Below are 16,507 nucleotides of genomic sequence, written 5' to 3'. Positions count from 1 at the left end.
CTGATCATTAACGAGAAACTCCCTGAATTTGCTGTGAGAAAAGTCACATTTCACCGATATGCCTCATGCTTCGCATTTCTTCAATCCCTTGGTGCACCTGATTCAGGAGTCCTCCACTGCCCAGGTTCAGTAGATTATGGAATGGAAATAGGGGTTTTCCCTGAATTACAATGTACGAGAAAGGGTCTACAATAGAACTACCATTGTAATACCCTTACTTTAAGATGATCCTGTCCAAAGGTTAATGATAATAATCACAACGTTATATACGTTATATTCCGAAAAAAAAGGAAGTGTTCTCCATGCATGATGAACTGCCATCTGGCATTCAGGAGATGATCGACGGCCTGCGCCTGAACACATCCAGCGACTTCTGTGGACTTGCCTGTCTGAACGGGACGATGCTACGCTGGAAGTATACCTCCGGGGCTAGTAATGAACGGGTGAAACGCATGGAAATGCGCCCCGGACAAGATCTGGTAGGCACAGCCCTTCGGACTGGACGCACAGCCCGATCTGATGCACAATCCACCGGGGAGCATACACCCGGTCGTTGCCCGTTAATGCTTGCTGAGCGGTTGGTAAGTGCCATAGCGGTACCTGTGTTCCAGGAAGGAAGCGTGCCTGGCGCCGTGCTGCTCGTTGGCAGCAGACTGCCTTGCACCTTCTCACCGGACATGATCCGGCAGACGGAGCAAGTCGCTCTACATCTTCAGCCGAAGGTGTTTGGATAACGACATCTGTCTTTAATACGGAAGAGGTCTTGTTATTTCCTTAGGGGAGTACCAAGACTTTTTTTATTATAGTTATTCACAGCGGAGCAAGCCTTAGTCTGTTCACCTGTCTCGCTCATCTGTATACATCGACGTCACTCACACAGATTGATATAATCGAGTCCATACATCCATATATTCATAGATAGAATATACAGTTAAGGAGGCCACAGATATGTTCGTACTGACAAATGCCAGTGTTATTCCATGGGAATCCACACGGCACAACAGTACCATTTCCATAAGAACGCCTTCATTGATTACATGCACAGCGACGGTGAACTATAGATATGGGAATGAGCACGGTGTTTTACATAAAGGACAATTACTTTTTCTACATCCCCAGTGCTCCCTGGAGTTGATACATATCCCGCCTTCTGCCTTCACCCTGCATCATATCAGTTTTCAGGATTATGCATTAACGGAAGAGAGTCCTGACAAGCGTGTTTATGAGCTAACATCAGTGAACTTGCCCTCACATGGTTCAAAAACCGGTGCAAGTCCACAAGTTCTGCGAATGCTGGCAATCATCCAGGAACTTTCCGAAAACCGGACAGGAAGTGTCCAGACCGAAGAAGCCAGATCCCATTATCTGCTGAGTGAATTGCTCGAATTATTCAAGCTGGCGATTAAACCTTCTGCAGAAATGGTAGACAGTATAATTCGTGAAGCACTTCATTATATGAATCATCACTATGACAGTCATCTCACCCGTGAAGAACTCGCCAGATTAACTGGTTTTAATGCGAGCTACTTCTCTAGGTTCTTTCAAAAACAGGTTGGACGCAGCTTTCAGGCTCACTTGACCCGAGTTCGTATGGACAAGACGAAGCAATACCTGTTGTCCACGCAGGCCACCTTAAATGAAATTGCGCTACTTGTAGGGTACTCCGACGGTTTATACTTAAGTCGAAAATTCAAGCAGTTCACTGGGAGCAGTCCAAGTGAATACCGACTACAGCCCCGCGCAAGACGAATTGCTACCGTACAGTACACAGGAGATCTCTTAGCCTTAGGCGTTCAACCCATTGCCGCCTCATTCCTACCATGGGCTATGTCACCGCTAATCCAAGACGAGTTGCATGATGTACTGGATTTGGATGAATATGGTGTGGAAGAAATCCTCCGAACGGAACCACCTGATCTGATCATCGCGCCAGATTATCTATACTATTTGCCCCATAAGCTCGAACAACTGGAACAGATTGCTCCGGTTATGGTCCTGCCATGGGACAAGTTAAATCGATTGGAGACCGTTCAACTTATCGGAAGAATCATAGGTCGAGAACAGGCTGCCGAAGAATGGATAGAGCATTACACCGCACTGGTCAGCAGTGAAGCTGAACGACTTGGGGCTGCAATCCAGCCTGATGAAACCGTTGGGTTATATGAACTCTGGGAAGATGGAACAATCTGTATCTGGAATGTAACCGCCAGAGCGGCATACAACATCTATTATGGACTCAATTTCACACCTCCTCCCAGTATTCTGCGTGACGTTCTGGAACCTAATCATCATCAGTTTATTCAGGAAGATCAATTGACGGAATATGCAGCAAACCATATGTTTCTCGTGCTTTCCTCACATGAAGGCGGTCTCTATCATGATGCAGAAGTCAAACTCAGGGAACGACCACACTGGAACAAGATTATGAATAACGGAAAGAGCCGGATATATCCTCTCAAACTGGAACAATTCTGGTGTAATGATGCGCTGGCACTGGAAAAGCAACTTCAGCTTATGGTAGATATCCTGATTCGGGAGAATGGTGAAAAGCACAGGTAACCATTGTCCATGCTCAAGAGGTCACATTTTGAGATGGACGATACTTGTATCCAAAAGCTACGATACTAAGGAGGTTTTGTTGAGAAAGATAATCATTATTGATTGGGGAGAAGCAGAATGACAGGGGTTAAATCAAAATGGTGGACTGGGCTTATGTTCCTGGTACTGGTGATTGGAATTATTGGCTGCTCAGGCCAAGCCGCAGAAACGACAGAAAACAAACCTTCCTCGACTGCAGCTACAGAAGAGCAATCGGCAGACAGCGCCTCAGAAATGCAGGTCATATCCACCGCTAATGGAGACGTTGAAATTCCAGCGAACCCGCAGCGGATTGTGACGCAGGGCTACCTCGCTGATTTTCTCGCACTTGGCGTCAAACCAGTAGGCGCACCTGATTATGAGCTAGAAAGCCCTTATGTGCTTGATCTGGTTGAAGGCGTAGCAGACATTGGTCGTATTGACGGTGGTTCAGTGGAAAAAATTCTTTCACTTGAGCCCGACCTGATCGTCACTGTAGGTGGAGATGAGAAGCTGAATGAGCAATATCGCAAAATCGCACCAACCCTCATCATCCCTTATGGTACATACGACAATGTGCACGAGGAAATCACTGCTTTTGGAGAAATCTTAAACAAACAAAAGGAAGCCGCAGACTGGTTGTCCCAATTCGAAGTAAAAGTGAAGTCAGCCAAGGACTCCATTCAAGGGCTGGTCAAAGAAGGTACGACTTTCTCCAACTTCAGTCTTTTTGGTAAGGATTGGTATGTTAACGGAGATGGTGTCAACCGCGGTGGGCAAGCCATCTACCAACAGCTCGGACTGAAAGCACCAGACATTGTACAAAAGGAACTGATTGATCAGGATAAAGATACTGTAACTGTATCCGAGGAGAAACTGGCGGATTATGCCGGTGATTATATTTTCCTGGATTTATCCAATGGTGGTTCGCTCGATGAAACATCACCCGTCTGGTCATCCCTGGACGCCGTGAAGAACAATCGAGTATTCAAGCTGGATGGGGAACGGTTCTGGCCATATGATCCTCTTGCCGTGGAGGCACAGGTCCAGGAAATTGCCAATATGATTCAGGAACGTTTCGGCCAAACAGAACATTAAGGTTTAATGTTTCTGTCCCACACGGGTTGAGTGAGAGAAGCTATTCGGAGATTAAAGCTCTGAATGGCTTCTTTTTTTGTTATGATATAGATAGAACTGAGGAATCGGACAGGGGGAGATCAAGTGATTCAACTATTAGTTGTAGACGACCATGTTGTCGTGCGTTCCGGGCTGATCGCCTTACTTGAAGGAAAGAATGATATACATATCGTTGGTGATGCCGCAGATGGCGATGAAGCCATTGCCAAGGCTCAAGAGTTGAAACCAGATGTGGTCTTGATGGATTTCAGCATGCCGCCAGGCAAAGACGGTCTGACCGCTACGGCTGAATTGAAGAAATTGATGCCGGATGTCTCCATTTTGATACTGACCATGCATGACGATGAAGAATATCTGTTTCGCGCCATCCACGCGGGAGCATCCGGATATATACTCAAAAGTGCACCGCATGAAGAATTGCTTGCCGCGATTCGTTCCGTAGCAGAGGGTAGCGCCTATCTGTACCCAAGTGCAACCAAGCGGCTGATGAGTGAATACCTGGACAAAGCCAAGCAGGAAAACGCCGGACCGTATGACACGTTATCCGAGCGGGAGAAAGAGATTTTGTCCTGGATTGCTAAAGGCTACGCCAACAAGGAAATCGCCGAACATCTGATCATCAGTGTCAAAACGGTCGAATCCCATAAAAGCAATCTGATGGAGAAATTAGGCCTGCGTACACGACCGGAACTGGTGAAATTCGCCATGAAAAAGGGGTTGCTGAACTTTGAGTAGTGCTCGCAAGAACAGATTAAGTGGACTCGCAGACCAGCCCGTACGCCTCCTGCTGAACGAAATCGATAATCACATTACGGATAATGAATTTCGCAGCAGGTTGAAGGGGTCCCTGCATCAACTGAGTGATCTGAAGTTTGCCTTGGATGAATCTTCCATTGTAGCCCTGACAGACCGCAAGGGTAAAATCCAGTATGTGAATGATAAATTTTGTGAAATCTCACAGTATGAGCGCGAGGAATTAATCGGTAAGGATCACCGAATCATTAATTCAGGATACCATGGCAAAAGCTTTATGAGAAACCTGTGGGAGACGATATCGTCAGGTAAAGTATGGAACGGGGAAATTCGCAATCGGGCCAGAGACGGCAGTTATTATTGGGTCAACACCACCATCGTGCCTTTCCTTGATAACGACGGCGAGCCATATCAATACCTGGCTGTACGTAGTGAGGTCACCAAGCTGAAATCTGTCGAAGGCGAATTGCAGAAGATGATGTCCCAAGTGATGAACATTCAGGAAGAGGAGCGACGCCGGATCTCGCGTGAACTGCATGACGGGATCGGACAGAGTCTCTTCTCTCTGGTGATCCAGATGGACCGGCTACTGGCAGATCAGCCTCACCCGGGCGTCGAAGCACTTCGTAAACAGGTCACGGGTATCATGGAAGATGTACGCGGGATGGCATGGGAGCTGAGACCATCCGTTCTGGATGACCTGGGTGTTGTTCCGGCGATTCGTACGTATATCGAGAATTACACCCGTCACTACGGGATCGAAGTTGATCTGGAATGTAATTTGCGCAAACGACTGGAGATGAACCGGGAGATCGCCATCTACCGGATTATTCAGGAAGCCTTAACCAATGTCGCGAAGTATGCCGATGTTGCCGAGGCACGTGTTACTATAGAAGATACTGAGGACATGACGATGGTTATTATTGAAGACCAGGGTGCCGGATTCAGCGAAGCAACGGCTGGCAATGGCGTTGGATTGTTCAGTATGGAAGAGCGTGCCCGTGGTGCAGGAGGAACGTTAAGAGTTTCTTCCAAGCCTGGTGAAGGGACCACCGTTACCCTTTTATTGCCCAAGACAGCCCAGGTATAACCGGACTTGCTTCGTATCACTCTTTGCGCTTCACTCCAGCTAACTATTATTTAACGGCTGCTCGCTATTGGACTGTGCGAGTGGTCTTTTTATTTCCGATTGGTCGAAATGACAAAATGAAGGCTCAAAATCAGTTAAATTCAATAATCATGATAAATAGATTGACGCAAGTTACGATTCGTCATTAAACTATGAATGCCACATACACATTGTATGTTTAGTAAAATCTCATTGTTCATTTCATATAGCGAAAGAAAAGGATGGTCAACATGTCAGAGAAACGCTCCACCAAAGGAGGAGAAATTCCACAAATGTACAATCTGGACGAGATGGATCGCAAAATCATTGCCGCGCTTCACAAGAACAGCCGAATATCCTATACGGACCTGGGTACACAGATCGGGTTGTCGCGTGTAGCTGTTCAGGCGCGCATTAATGCGTTATCCGAAAAAGGCATCATCGAACGCTTCACCGTGGTGATCAACCCTGGCAAGGTTGGGCTTCAGGTCTCGGCCTTTTTCAATGTCGATGTCGAACCGCCCTTCCTGGATGAAGTCGCTGAGAAACTGGACGAAGAGCCAGCCGTCACCAGCCTTTATCATATGACAGGCCCGAGTACCCTGCACATGCACGGTATTTTTGCGGATATGGAAGAGATGGAGCAGTTCTTGCTGGAGAAGCTCTATAAGATGCCGGGTATCGTCAAAGTGGAATCACAGCTGTTGTTGAAACGCTATAAAAGCCGGATGGGCATGAGACTCTAGGAGGAAATCAGCATGGGTTGGAAAGATTACAAGGGTCTCGTCATCGGAATGGTACGAACCGGAATTCTCGGATATGGTGGTGGCCCTTCGGTCATCCCGTTAATCCGTTATGAAGCCGTTACACGTTACAAATGGGTTAGTGATGAGGAGTTCGGCGAGATTTTGGCTATCGCCAATGCCCTGCCGGGTCCCATCGCGACCAAGATGGCCGCATATCTCGGTTATAAAACCAAAGGTGTGCTGGGCGCCATTGTGTCCGTACTCGCTCATATTTTGCCGACCAGTATTGCCATTATTGCGCTGCTCGGTTCCATGTACGCGCTGCGCGAGTCGAAAGTGGTCGCAGGCATGGTAGCCGCCGTGCGGCCGGTCATTTTTGTCATGCTGGGCATGATGGCTTATGAGTTTGCCATGAAAGCCTGGAAGGGACTCGGCAAAGTTTTTGCCGCCCTATTCGGGGTGATTGCCTTTGTATCGTTACAGCTGCTGAACATCCATCCGGGGATTGTGATCGCGGTTTTCCTTGGATATGGTGTCTTCCATCTGGAGCTGGTCCAGCGCTTCAAATCCAAAGGCGAGTCCGATAAGGGGGTGTCCTAAGGATGCTCCAGACCTGGTGGGAATTATTTTGGGGATTTTTCGTAGCGAACATCTTGGGATATGGGGGCGGTCCGGCTTCCATTCCGCTTATGCAGGAAGAGATTGTGAACCATTACCAATGGATGACTACAGAGCAATTTGGTGATGTACTGGCGATTGGTAACGCCCTTCCTGGCCCGATTGCAACCAAAATTGCTGCATTCGTCGGGTATCACGTGGCGGGCTGGTTTGGGGCGTTTATCGCAACTTTTGCCACAATCGTGCCTTCCGCAACCGCATTGATTTTATTACTTCGTCTATTGAACAAACACCGCACTTCACCGAAAGTCAAAGGCATGACCTTACTTGTGCAGCCTGTTATCGCTGTGCTCATGATTCTGCTCACATGGGAATTCGGACAGCTATCCACTGATTCCATCGGTATCTGGCAGACATTAGTCATTGCTGGCATCTCACTCTGGGTCATGACCAAGACCAAGCTGCATCCGGCCATACTGATCGTGATCGCTTTTGCCTATGGTGCACTGGTGCTGTCCCATACGATGTAGTAATAGAAACATATAGGGAACGTCATAGAATCTCTTGGTTATACATCTGCAATGCGTGTATGCAGGGGTTCTGGACGTTTCTTTTTTACATTAGTTTATATACAAAAAAAACGGTAATTCCAGCTATTAAACTGGGATCACCGTTTACTATATTTCATGATTTACGTAGGAACTGGGAGACCCAATTACTTCGCTTCAACCACTACCGTTACTTTGGTTTTCATACCTGCAAATGTCACCGTAATCGTTGCTTTACCTTTGCCGTTCGCCTGAATAACTCCATCTTTCACCGATGCTGTCGCAATACGGGAAGATTTCCAGAGAGCCGGTTTGGATACATTGGCTTCACTGCCATCGGCATACGTTGCAGTTGCCGCCACAGTTACTTTTTCACCTGGTTTCATGGTCAACGTTACTTTATCCGTCTGCAAATATTTCAGTGTATCCACATCGACCGCAATCGTGACAGACTTGCTGCCGTATTTTGCTGTGATTTTGGCTTTACCTGCACCTGTAGCTTTGACTTTACCTTTGGTTACCTGAGCAACCGTGTACTTATTCGTTTTCCATTCCGCTTTATCCGTAACATCACGCTCGCTACCGTCACTTAAGAAAGCAGTTACCGTCAGATCAGCTGTATCGCCTGATTTCAGGGAAAGAGCCGGCTCGGAAGCTTCAATCCGGGAGATGACATCCACTTCAACCTGGATCGTCACTTTTTTGGAGCCGTATTCTGCTGTGATGTTGGCTTTACCACTGCTGTTACCTGTGATCACGCCTTTTTTCACATCTGCTACACGTGCATTGCTGGATTTCCAGGTTGCTTCCGATGTAACATCCAGCGTGTTGCCGTCCTCATCCGTACCTGTCAGAAGGATGGTCTGTGTTTCTTTGGCAGACATAACAACGAAGTTCACATCTGCTTCCAGACCACTAGCCATACCTACTTCAACAGGCAGAGTCAGCGTTTTGCCCTCAATTTTCGCAGTAATCGTTACTTTACCTGTGGCAACACCTGTGATAACCCCTTTGCTATCTACCTCAGCGATTTTGTCGCTGCTGCTGCTCCAGGTTGCATCTTCGGATACATCTTTGGATGTTTCACCATACAATGCCAGTACTTTGGCATTGGTCGTTCCTCCAACGGCTACGGATGCTTTCTTCTTGTCCATCTCATACTTGTCCGGAACGTCTACATTTACTGTAAATTTAACCGTTTTACCGCCATAAGCTACAGTGATCGTAGCTGTACCGGATTTGTATGCGATGAGATCGCCGTTGGATACATAGACAACATCTGCATTGCTTGAAGTCCACGTTGCTTTGGACGTTACCACTTCTGTGCTTCCATCAATATACTCTGCATTGGCTACCAATGTTTTGGACTTGTTATCACCCGTAACACTCATGGCGATTTTGTCATTCACATCTTTGATATCCAGATATCTTGCCGTATCTACATCCACAGCAACTTCTACAGTTTTGCCACTATAGGTTGCTTTGATCGTTGTTGAACCTGCGCTAATGGCTGTAACTTGTCCCTTGAATACCGTAGCAACTTTCTCATTGCTCGATGTCCAAGTCGCTTGATCCGTTACATTCACGTCGCTGCTATTTGGATACGAAGCCGTAAGAACGATATTAGCCGTTTTGGTTGTCTCGCTCAAACGGAAGAAAATGCTTTGATTTACCACACTCAATTTGCTAGTCAGATCTACATCCACGTCAACGGATACGGATTTCGTACCATATTTGGCTGTGATCTTGGCAGAACCTGCCGAGTATCCTGTAATTTCACCTTTGAGAACATCTGCGACCTTCTCGTTGCTGGATGTCCACTCCGCCAGATCAGTTACATCTTTGGTTGTGCCATCTGGATACGTAGCCGTTACTTTCACACTTTCACTCTTGTTCAACAATAGATTAACTTGCTGTTTATCTACATCTACACGCTTAACCACTTCAACGTTAACATCCACCGTCACGCTTTGGCTGCCAACTTTGGCTGTGATCACTGCCGTACCCGCGCTTTGTCCAGTTACTTTACCATTCACAACGGTAGCAACCTTCTCATCACTGGTAGACCATTCTGCAGTACTTGCTGCTGCACTATTTGTTTCATTGTCACTATACGTTGCTGTCAAAATAATGTCTTTTGTGTCTCCCGTACGCAAGTCCAGACTTTGCACGTTTTTAGAAAGAGCTTTGACCTTCTTCGTTACTTTCACTTGAACGGTCTGACTCTGACCCTGGTACGCTGCGGTAATCGTAGCTGTACCTTCTTTTTTGGCTGTAATTGCGCCATTATATACAGTTGCTATCGAAGTATCACTGGTACTCCAGGATGAACTGATCGTTACGTTTGCCGATGTATTATCAGAATATACACCTGTCACCGTAACAGAACTGGAGTCACCAACTTCGAGCGACATTTCATTCTTGGAAACCACAATTTTGGACAGTTCTTTGTCTGCCGCAGCGGCCAAGCCTACGTTGGATATACTCAGTATCAACACCAGCATCATCACCATGTACTTGGTCAATCTTGGCTTTAACATCATTTCCCCCCGATTATCATCATTTTTTGCCTTATGTTTAATGTCGGCAAGTCCTTTCCAGATGTTTAGACTTTCAGGAAACTTTCAGGGATTCTATGGAAATTAATTTATCTCCTATCCCTTTCTCATCCGTTCATACCTGCGAATATTGCGCATACCTATGTATATTGACTGTCTTGAACTTCTTTTAACAGAATTGGAGGATACATATGTGTCAGCCTTTTGACTACAACGGGTATTGGGAGGAAACATATCGTTCGGGTGAAACTTCTGGGAGGGGGTCATACGGGATTTTGGCTGAATTCAAGGCCGAAGTCGTGAACGGACTGATTCAACGTGAAGGTATTCATCGTGTCATTGAGTTTGGATGTGGGGATGGCAACCAGTTGCAGTACATGAATTATGAGGACTACCTGGGCGTTGACGTCGCCGCTTCTTCGATAAAACGTTGTGCTTCCCAGTTTACCAAAGACTCGTCCAAGAGCTTCATGCTGTATACACCAGGCCTATGGATTAACCGAGGTTTCCTGCAAGCCGATCTGACGGTCTGTCTGGATGTGTTATATCATATTACGGATGAAACGGATTTTCGCAAAACCCTCTATAATGTTCTGCACGCTTCTACAGCATGGGTGGTGCTTTACACTCGTTTGAAAGAAAACGGAAACCCGGGGATTGATACAATCCAGGACCGTAATCTGTTTGATTATCTCTTCGACTACCCTGATTTCAAAGTGGATGAGATTATTCCGCAGCGATACCCGGATCAATCTTCTGCCGACTTTGTTATCCTGAGACGTACACCTTCGAAGTGAGATGAATTCTTCTCCATAAGATTCTCCATAAAACATATTACACATCATCAGCCTGTCCGCGGCCTCCAATAGAAAAAATATCATTCGTTCCTCGTATTGGATACAGCCTCAGGCGGACAGGTGATGATGGTTTGTTATTGTTGCTACTAAATAATCAAATGCTGAATAGTTCTTAACTCTTTTTTTAAAATAACCCCGCACGTCCACGCAGCTTCGCCAGCGCTTCCATATAGAAATAATCGCCGTATATAATCGGCACATTCAGCCCTCGCCCTTCCGGGTAATGCACCGTTCCCTGCATGATCAGACCTTCTTCCGCTGCCGAGTCGCCGGAGCTATAGTGCTCATGCAAGCCGCGGACGACGCGCTCTCCCGCGGCGGCATAGGTTTCCCCGCGTGGCGACAGCTTCGCCAGCTCCAGCAACCCGCTCGCGGCAATCGCCGCAGCGGACGAGTCCCACGCCACCTGATGCTCCGCAGGTGCGCGGAAATCCCACACCGGCACGATCTCTTCGCCAAGCATGGCGAGGAAGAAATCGGCCGCACGCTCCGCTGTCTTCAGATATCGGGCTTCGCCCGTATACCGGAAAGACAGCGCAAACCCGTGCAACGCCCAGGCGGTGCCCCGCGCCCAGGCGGAACCTGGAGCATGGCCCTGTCCGCCATGCTCTCGCAACTTCTGCCCCGTGAGTGGATCAAACTCCACCACGTGGCAGATGGACCCGTCAGCGCGGATGAATTCCCGCGCCACGGTGTCCGCATGCGCTTCCGCCAGCCAGCGGAAGCGAGGGTCGCCGCTCTGCTCGGATGCCCAGTAGAGCAGCGGCAGGTTCATCATGCTGTCAATGATGGCTACGCCGCGCGTATCCATTGCTGACGAGCTGAAGTTCCAGGCGCGGATGAACTCACCGCGCACATGGAACCGGGCAGCGAGCAAGTTCGCGGCGAGCATGCCTCGCCGCCGTCCATCCGTGCTGCCCGTCTGGCGGTAGTTGGCTACGCCACTAAGCAGCCAGATGAACCCCAGATCGTGATCTACCGATTCGGGATCACGCAGACAACCCTCCAGTTGGCGCTCACAGCTTTCGGCAATGCGATGCAGCGGAGCGACCGCTTCACTTTCCGGTGATTCCCCATAGACCAGCCATAACAACCCAGGCCAGAAACCTGCTGTCCACCATTCCGGATCATTCCGATCATACATCCCTTGTGGGGCAATGTGTGGAAATGTATCCTTAATCCGCTTTGCATTCCGAATTGTCTTGGCAGCCCCCTGTTGCCACGCTTCCTCGAGCCATTTTACCGACGTTGATGTGTTCATGAACATAACCCTCCTCGATTCAATACCAGAGACCTTTGCTATATAAGTTGAACTAAAGATTATTTACACTGACACTACGATGACAGAATAACCTTCCAATCGCTGTTATCCACAGATTTTTTTGATTCCCTTTTCCTAAAGGGAAAATCCGGTGATAGCGTATGCTTCCGATGCAGCTTTCTTTCAGAAAGCTTTTAGGCGAACGCTTCGCTTTTTCAGGTTTTTTCTGTCCTCTCCGTTATCGTGCAAATGATTAATTCAACTTATATAGATGCTCCAGTTCAGCCTAAACACTGTATTTGATAAACTTTCCCAATCGGATCGTAAAGGTTAGACTACGGGTACCACCCACTTCAATCCGTGCTTCTTTCAGCAACCCATTGCGGGAGGCCACGGCCTGCTCCTCCAGATGAATAATGGCTCCCTGATCCAGCGCTGTAGATTCTACATAAGCCCCCCGATACTCCGTTCGCACGCTTTGATCCGTATGGGTGATCACCGCTTGTTCACGGCCATCATGGAACAACAGCGGAATGAGTGCACCTGCCGCTACAATCTCACCTTCGAATTCATACGTTATGGTCAGCAAGTCTGCCTGTTGCACATAATGAGTACGCAATGTTTCAATTCCGGGTAATGGACCGACCCATGTCACGGCAAAAGAGTTCCCCACGGCATTTTCGCCATCTTCTTCGACTCTTTCCGCCAGATGCTGCTCCACTTGATTCCGGGTATCATGGTCCACCTTCTCGTACACAATGGAACCTCCTCCCTGAGCAGGGTCTAATCCAACATCCCGATCATATGCACCACCGGATGGAATCCCCTCTGCAAGACTGTGCCATACCCCATCTGGTGTCTTCCAGGCAGGACAGTAACTGAGCGGACGAACCGCCCCTTCGGCAAATTCCGTAAACCCGGCCTGCACATGGCTGGCAGCGGACGGACCAATCAGACCAGGTAACCCCATCTGCTGAATCCGTACCAAACCAGGGATCGTATACGGATCATTCATCGCCGTGTGTAATACCAGTTGCTGGCCAGGTACGGATGCAATCACGGTTTCGAACCATCCATCGGTCTGCAACACCCTGCTGCCCACCTCGGCAGGAAGGTATACTTCGCTCACATCGTCTCCCGGATCACTGAGACAGGCGTGGGCTAGTGCTGCTGCCGTCCACAGGTTGTAACAGGTATGGTTGGTATAGATTTCATAGCCGTGCCGATCTTCTGGCTTGTATTCATTGCGTACAATTTTCAGGCGCCCATCTTCCATCTTCCAGCGCTCCACAGCAGCAAAACACCGATTGGCCGCACGTGCAAAAGCACCCGCCATCACCGGATCTCCCGCCTCCAGAGCCTGCGTTGCATGTGTGGAGCATACATAAGCCGCTGCCGCTTCATTCCACTGGTGCTGGGAGCTGCGACCACGCGGTGGAATCTCACCTAGCGGCGAGAGCGACATTAACGAGCTGAAGGCACCATGGCGCAGCTGCTCACGTAACCTATCGGCAGTGGCTCCCTCGTAACCCGCCTCAAGCATCACCCCAAGGTGATAACGGGTGGCAATATCATAGGAAAATGGACAATTCGGACGGTCCAGCGGTCCATCCTGATACAAACCAAGTGCAGTAAATCGGGGCAGATGATAGGCTTCCAGATAACGATCTATCCACGCTGTATCCTCACTTGCCAGCTGTTCATGCCACCGCAGATATTCGCCAGAGATCATAATGGCGTTCCAATTAATCATACGATTGGGATTATTCATTTTGCTCATCGTGAACACATAATCTTGTTCAGGATGGATCGTCTTGAGTGCCTCAGCCCAGATGTTTGCTTGTTCAGGCAGATGTGACTTCAACAACATATACGCTCTCATCATGAGCACCGGAAAAAAATCAGGGTGATTGTCAGGTGCGCTACCATTGACCACGGCATCAATGCTCTGTGACAGGGCTATTGCCGCGGATTGGAGCAAATCTGTACGCCCTGCATCAACCAGAACTGCCGCAACCATCGCATAGGCCGGTGTAGAATAATATCTCTCCACACCCGAGAGCGGGTCGATAATTGCACCCTGGCTGTCCTGATATGGTGTGTAAGCGCGAACAACACTTTCAACAAGTGCCAACTTGCGCTCCCTATTCCAGCCGTCTGCCGGAGGAGGGCCCGCTTGCTCTGCCAATGAACGGTAACGTTCAAGTTCATCTTTCCATGGATACGTGGACGCGGATGTATATTTACTCACGCATGCTCACCTCGGTTTCTCCCATTTTCGGTTCAATGATGAAGCTTACCTCACATACCGTTTCAAGCGGATTTGGGCGTTCTATCCAAACATCCGTCTCATCGATCACACCTGTCCATGATAGTGACGTCCGATAGAATGTGACTGGAACATTGTCATGATCAACTGTGTTCATAACCTCCGTAAAGACCTGCCACTGGTTCGCATCATACGTCATATGGACCGTTCCATGTACACCTTGCCAGCGAAGGTTACCGCTCTTCACTACCTCAGGTTGTACTCTGCTCATCCATCGCTCCACAACGCTTAACCATCCTGCATCTGAATCATCCACAGAAGAGAATCGTTCTGCCGAAGACACATTCCTGCTCTTCCATTGAAAACGGTCAACTAGACGCAATTCTGCTCTGTCTCTGCTACCGACAGAAGCCATTGTCCAATGGAATTGGCGCGTATAACGAGCCAGTGAAGCTGCCCCAGAGTATGCGGATGTCAGATCCAATGTTGTATCCAGCTCACCGCCACCCTCTGCCAAATTTGCCTCTAAAACATGGGCTTGCGCTTGCCGACCGGAGCTTTGCTCCTGGCCTTCAATGAGCGGAACGTTATGCCCGGATGACGAGATGTGGAACAGGCGCTCCCTGCCTGGTGCAAAATACGCTTGGGTATACAACCCTGCTCCTGGATCACACAGAATATTCTCACCACCGCAATGGATAATGAACTGCCCCAGATCATTATGGTTGTGAGGTTCATCGTTATGCCCGCCTTTAACGGAAATAGCCACATGAAGAGGTCCGCCGTTTGTACGTTTTGTATCTGGAGAATCAAGCGAGCCTTTTGCAATCATCCAACCCAGATTCCGAAAATTAAATCCCCGTTCAGCCTGTGCAGAGGCACCTTCATCACCGAATACTGCCCGATTGCTCCACATCACGTTCCGCAACAGATGAGCCCAGCGATGACATGGATCATCGGTGAACAGTGGAATATGAAGCGGCAGATCCACCTGCAACCCAACCCTGGACGCGAGCAGCGAGAGTAATCCGGAAGGGATTTCTTCCTGTTCGGAACTGTCCGAATAATTTACAAATGTGCCGCCAGACAGATGAACCCGCAGCGGGAAGGCTGCGATGGCATTTATTTTGGAACCCGTCAGCAGATCTAGTTCGCCCTCACTGTACTCACGAAGCATCTCGGCATAATAGGTGAAATAACCGAAGCCATATACCCAATATCCAATGCCTTCGGCACAGCCGCCATCCTCGCCATATCCGCTCAAGAATGCATCCATACATTTGATCGTATGGGAGATCGATTCCCGTAGTGTGGATTCATCCTGAAGCAGCAACAAAGCGGCCATACCACAGCAGCAGCCGCAGACTGCTGACCAGTTATGATCCGCTGTCTGCCAGTGGAACTTCCGTAGATCGCGGTAAAGCAGGGTGAAGATTCGCTGCTCTGCTTCGAACCTGATTCGCTCTATGACAAGGTGGTTCAGCTGCCCGGCGTGAATCGTCACAATCTCGGCCAGCATATGTACCGTCTCTGCGGCGAACAAATCGATGTTCCCTTTCACCTGGTTGACCTCACCTGTACCCAGATGTGCGGGCAAACACCACGTATACTCACCACACACGTCCCACAACATTTCTTCCAGCGCTTGCAGTGCATCCGGCCTCGCCGTGTCCAATGCGAGCATCGCCACAGCAGCCAGCCTGCCCCTTCGATCGAAATAAGCCTGCTCATAAGCTTTCCGCTCACCCGTATCACTGAACTGGCGATATAGACGTAACGATAAGGAGGGCAAGGGTTCCTTCAAGGCGCTTTCGCCATAAGCCTTCAAGTCTGTGTATAACGTAGCCAATTCTGGCCGGAGCAACTTTTCTAAGAGTTTATCAGCACTTAGGGAGCTCGCTGCTTTGCTCTCATTTCCACGTTGGTTTATATGTTCATGTTCGACTTCCTGAATGGAATCTTCCACTGGATTCACCACTCTTCGTTAATGGATTGTCATAACCATATTATAATGTAATCGATTTCATTCTACCGGATATGATAGCATTTTTGAAGAATTATCCATTAAAACCCTT

Annotated in this window: 13 protein-coding genes; 9 read left to right on the top strand and 4 right to left on the bottom strand. The window is 48.5% G+C overall.

The features are described from left to right. The first annotated feature begins 302 nt into the window (after nucleotides 1–302). The 8 genes from ABTV53_RS01310 (at nucleotide 303) to ABTV53_RS01275 (ending at nucleotide 7,469) form a co-directional block, all read left to right on the top strand. Nucleotides 303–734 (top strand): GAF domain-containing protein, encoded by a 432-nt coding sequence (locus ABTV53_RS01310; RefSeq protein ID WP_074093163.1) that lies wholly within the window; start codon nucleotides 303–305, stop codon nucleotides 732–734. 214 nt (nucleotides 735–948) lie between these two features. Then, nucleotides 949–2,559: a helix-turn-helix domain-containing protein gene (locus ABTV53_RS01305; protein WP_433749737.1), complete on the top strand. Its 1,611-nt coding sequence runs from the start codon at nucleotides 949–951 to the stop codon at nucleotides 2,557–2,559. Between the two features lie 117 nt (nucleotides 2,560–2,676). Next, the gene (locus ABTV53_RS01300) at nucleotides 2,677–3,675 is read left to right on the top strand and encodes an ABC transporter substrate-binding protein (RefSeq protein WP_433749735.1); all 999 of its coding nucleotides are present in this window, start codon (nucleotides 2,677–2,679) and stop codon (nucleotides 3,673–3,675) included. 123 nt (nucleotides 3,676–3,798) lie between these two features. After that, complete coding sequence (locus ABTV53_RS01295) at nucleotides 3,799–4,449, top strand: response regulator (protein WP_017691068.1); 651 nt, start codon at nucleotides 3,799–3,801, stop codon at nucleotides 4,447–4,449. After that, entirely contained in the window at nucleotides 4,442–5,557 is a 1,116-nt protein-coding gene (locus tag ABTV53_RS01290) for a PAS domain-containing sensor histidine kinase (protein WP_433749730.1), read from the top strand. Before ABTV53_RS01295 ends, ABTV53_RS01290 begins: the two co-directional genes overlap by 8 nt. A gap of 269 nt (nucleotides 5,558–5,826) precedes the next feature. Then, nucleotides 5,827–6,321 (top strand): Lrp/AsnC family transcriptional regulator, encoded by a 495-nt coding sequence (locus ABTV53_RS01285; RefSeq protein WP_433749727.1) that lies wholly within the window; start codon nucleotides 5,827–5,829, stop codon nucleotides 6,319–6,321. A gap of 12 nt (nucleotides 6,322–6,333) precedes the next feature. After that, nucleotides 6,334–6,921, top strand: a complete 588-nt coding sequence (locus ABTV53_RS01280; RefSeq protein WP_433749724.1) for a chromate transporter — start codon at nucleotides 6,334–6,336, stop codon at nucleotides 6,919–6,921. A 2-nt stretch (nucleotides 6,922–6,923) separates the two neighbouring features. Continuing rightward, the gene (locus tag ABTV53_RS01275) at nucleotides 6,924–7,469 is read left to right on the top strand and encodes a chromate transporter (RefSeq protein ID WP_433749721.1); all 546 of its coding nucleotides are present in this window, start codon (nucleotides 6,924–6,926) and stop codon (nucleotides 7,467–7,469) included. Between the two features lie 185 nt (nucleotides 7,470–7,654). On the opposite strand, the gene ABTV53_RS01270 is transcribed toward ABTV53_RS01275, so the two are convergent. Then, nucleotides 7,655–10,030, bottom strand: coding sequence for an Ig-like domain-containing protein (locus tag ABTV53_RS01270; RefSeq protein WP_433749718.1), 2,376 nt, complete (start codon nucleotides 10,028–10,030; stop codon nucleotides 7,655–7,657). Between the two features lie 290 nt (nucleotides 10,031–10,320). Between ABTV53_RS01270 and ABTV53_RS01265 the strand changes: the two genes are divergently transcribed. Continuing rightward, nucleotides 10,321–10,842, top strand: a complete 522-nt coding sequence (locus ABTV53_RS01265) for a methyltransferase (RefSeq protein ID WP_433749715.1) — start codon at nucleotides 10,321–10,323, stop codon at nucleotides 10,840–10,842. Nucleotides 10,843–11,026: 184 nt separating this feature from the next. Here ABTV53_RS01265 and ABTV53_RS01260 read toward each other — a convergent pair whose 3' ends face one another. From ABTV53_RS01260 to ABTV53_RS01250, 3 genes are all read right to left on the bottom strand, one after another. Beyond that, nucleotides 11,027–12,163, bottom strand: a complete 1,137-nt coding sequence (locus ABTV53_RS01260) for a glycoside hydrolase family 88 protein (protein ID WP_433749712.1) — start codon at nucleotides 12,161–12,163, stop codon at nucleotides 11,027–11,029. A 286-nt stretch (nucleotides 12,164–12,449) separates the two neighbouring features. Next, complete coding sequence (locus tag ABTV53_RS01255) at nucleotides 12,450–14,414, bottom strand: glycosyl hydrolase (RefSeq protein WP_433749709.1); 1,965 nt, start codon at nucleotides 14,412–14,414, stop codon at nucleotides 12,450–12,452. Next, the gene (locus tag ABTV53_RS01250; protein WP_433749706.1) at nucleotides 14,407–16,398 is read right to left on the bottom strand and encodes a heparinase II/III domain-containing protein; all 1,992 of its coding nucleotides are present in this window, start codon (nucleotides 16,396–16,398) and stop codon (nucleotides 14,407–14,409) included. The genes ABTV53_RS01255 and ABTV53_RS01250 overlap by 8 nt, the downstream gene beginning before the upstream one ends. Between the last annotated feature and the right edge of the window lie 109 nt (nucleotides 16,399–16,507).

Source organism: Paenibacillus amylolyticus (assembly GCF_050990605.1).
Classification (GTDB): Bacteria; Bacillota; Bacilli; order Paenibacillales; family Paenibacillaceae; genus Paenibacillus; species Paenibacillus amylolyticus_H.
This window is presented reverse-complemented; position numbering and strand designations above follow the sequence as displayed.

Bases quoted from the DNA above. Each gene is read 5' to 3' on its own strand.
- ABTV53_RS01310 (WP_074093163.1), top strand. From the start codon at position 303: ATGCATGATGAACTGCCATCTGGCATTCAGGAGATGATCGACGGCCTG.
- ABTV53_RS01305 (WP_433749737.1), top strand. From the start codon at position 949: ATGTTCGTACTGACAAATGCCAGTGTTATTCCATGGGAATCCACACGG.
- ABTV53_RS01300 (WP_433749735.1), top strand. From the start codon at position 2,677: ATGACAGGGGTTAAATCAAAATGGTGGACTGGGCTTATGTTCCTGGTA.
- ABTV53_RS01285 (WP_433749727.1), top strand. From the start codon at position 5,827: ATGTCAGAGAAACGCTCCACCAAAGGAGGAGAAATTCCACAAATGTAC.
- ABTV53_RS01280 (WP_433749724.1), top strand. From the start codon at position 6,334: ATGGGTTGGAAAGATTACAAGGGTCTCGTCATCGGAATGGTACGAACC.
- ABTV53_RS01275 (WP_433749721.1), top strand. From the start codon at position 6,924: ATGCTCCAGACCTGGTGGGAATTATTTTGGGGATTTTTCGTAGCGAAC.
- ABTV53_RS01270 (WP_433749718.1), bottom strand. From the start codon at position 10,030: ATGATGTTAAAGCCAAGATTGACCAAGTACATGGTGATGATGCTGGTG.
- ABTV53_RS01260 (WP_433749712.1), bottom strand. From the start codon at position 12,163: ATGAACACATCAACGTCGGTAAAATGGCTCGAGGAAGCGTGGCAACAG.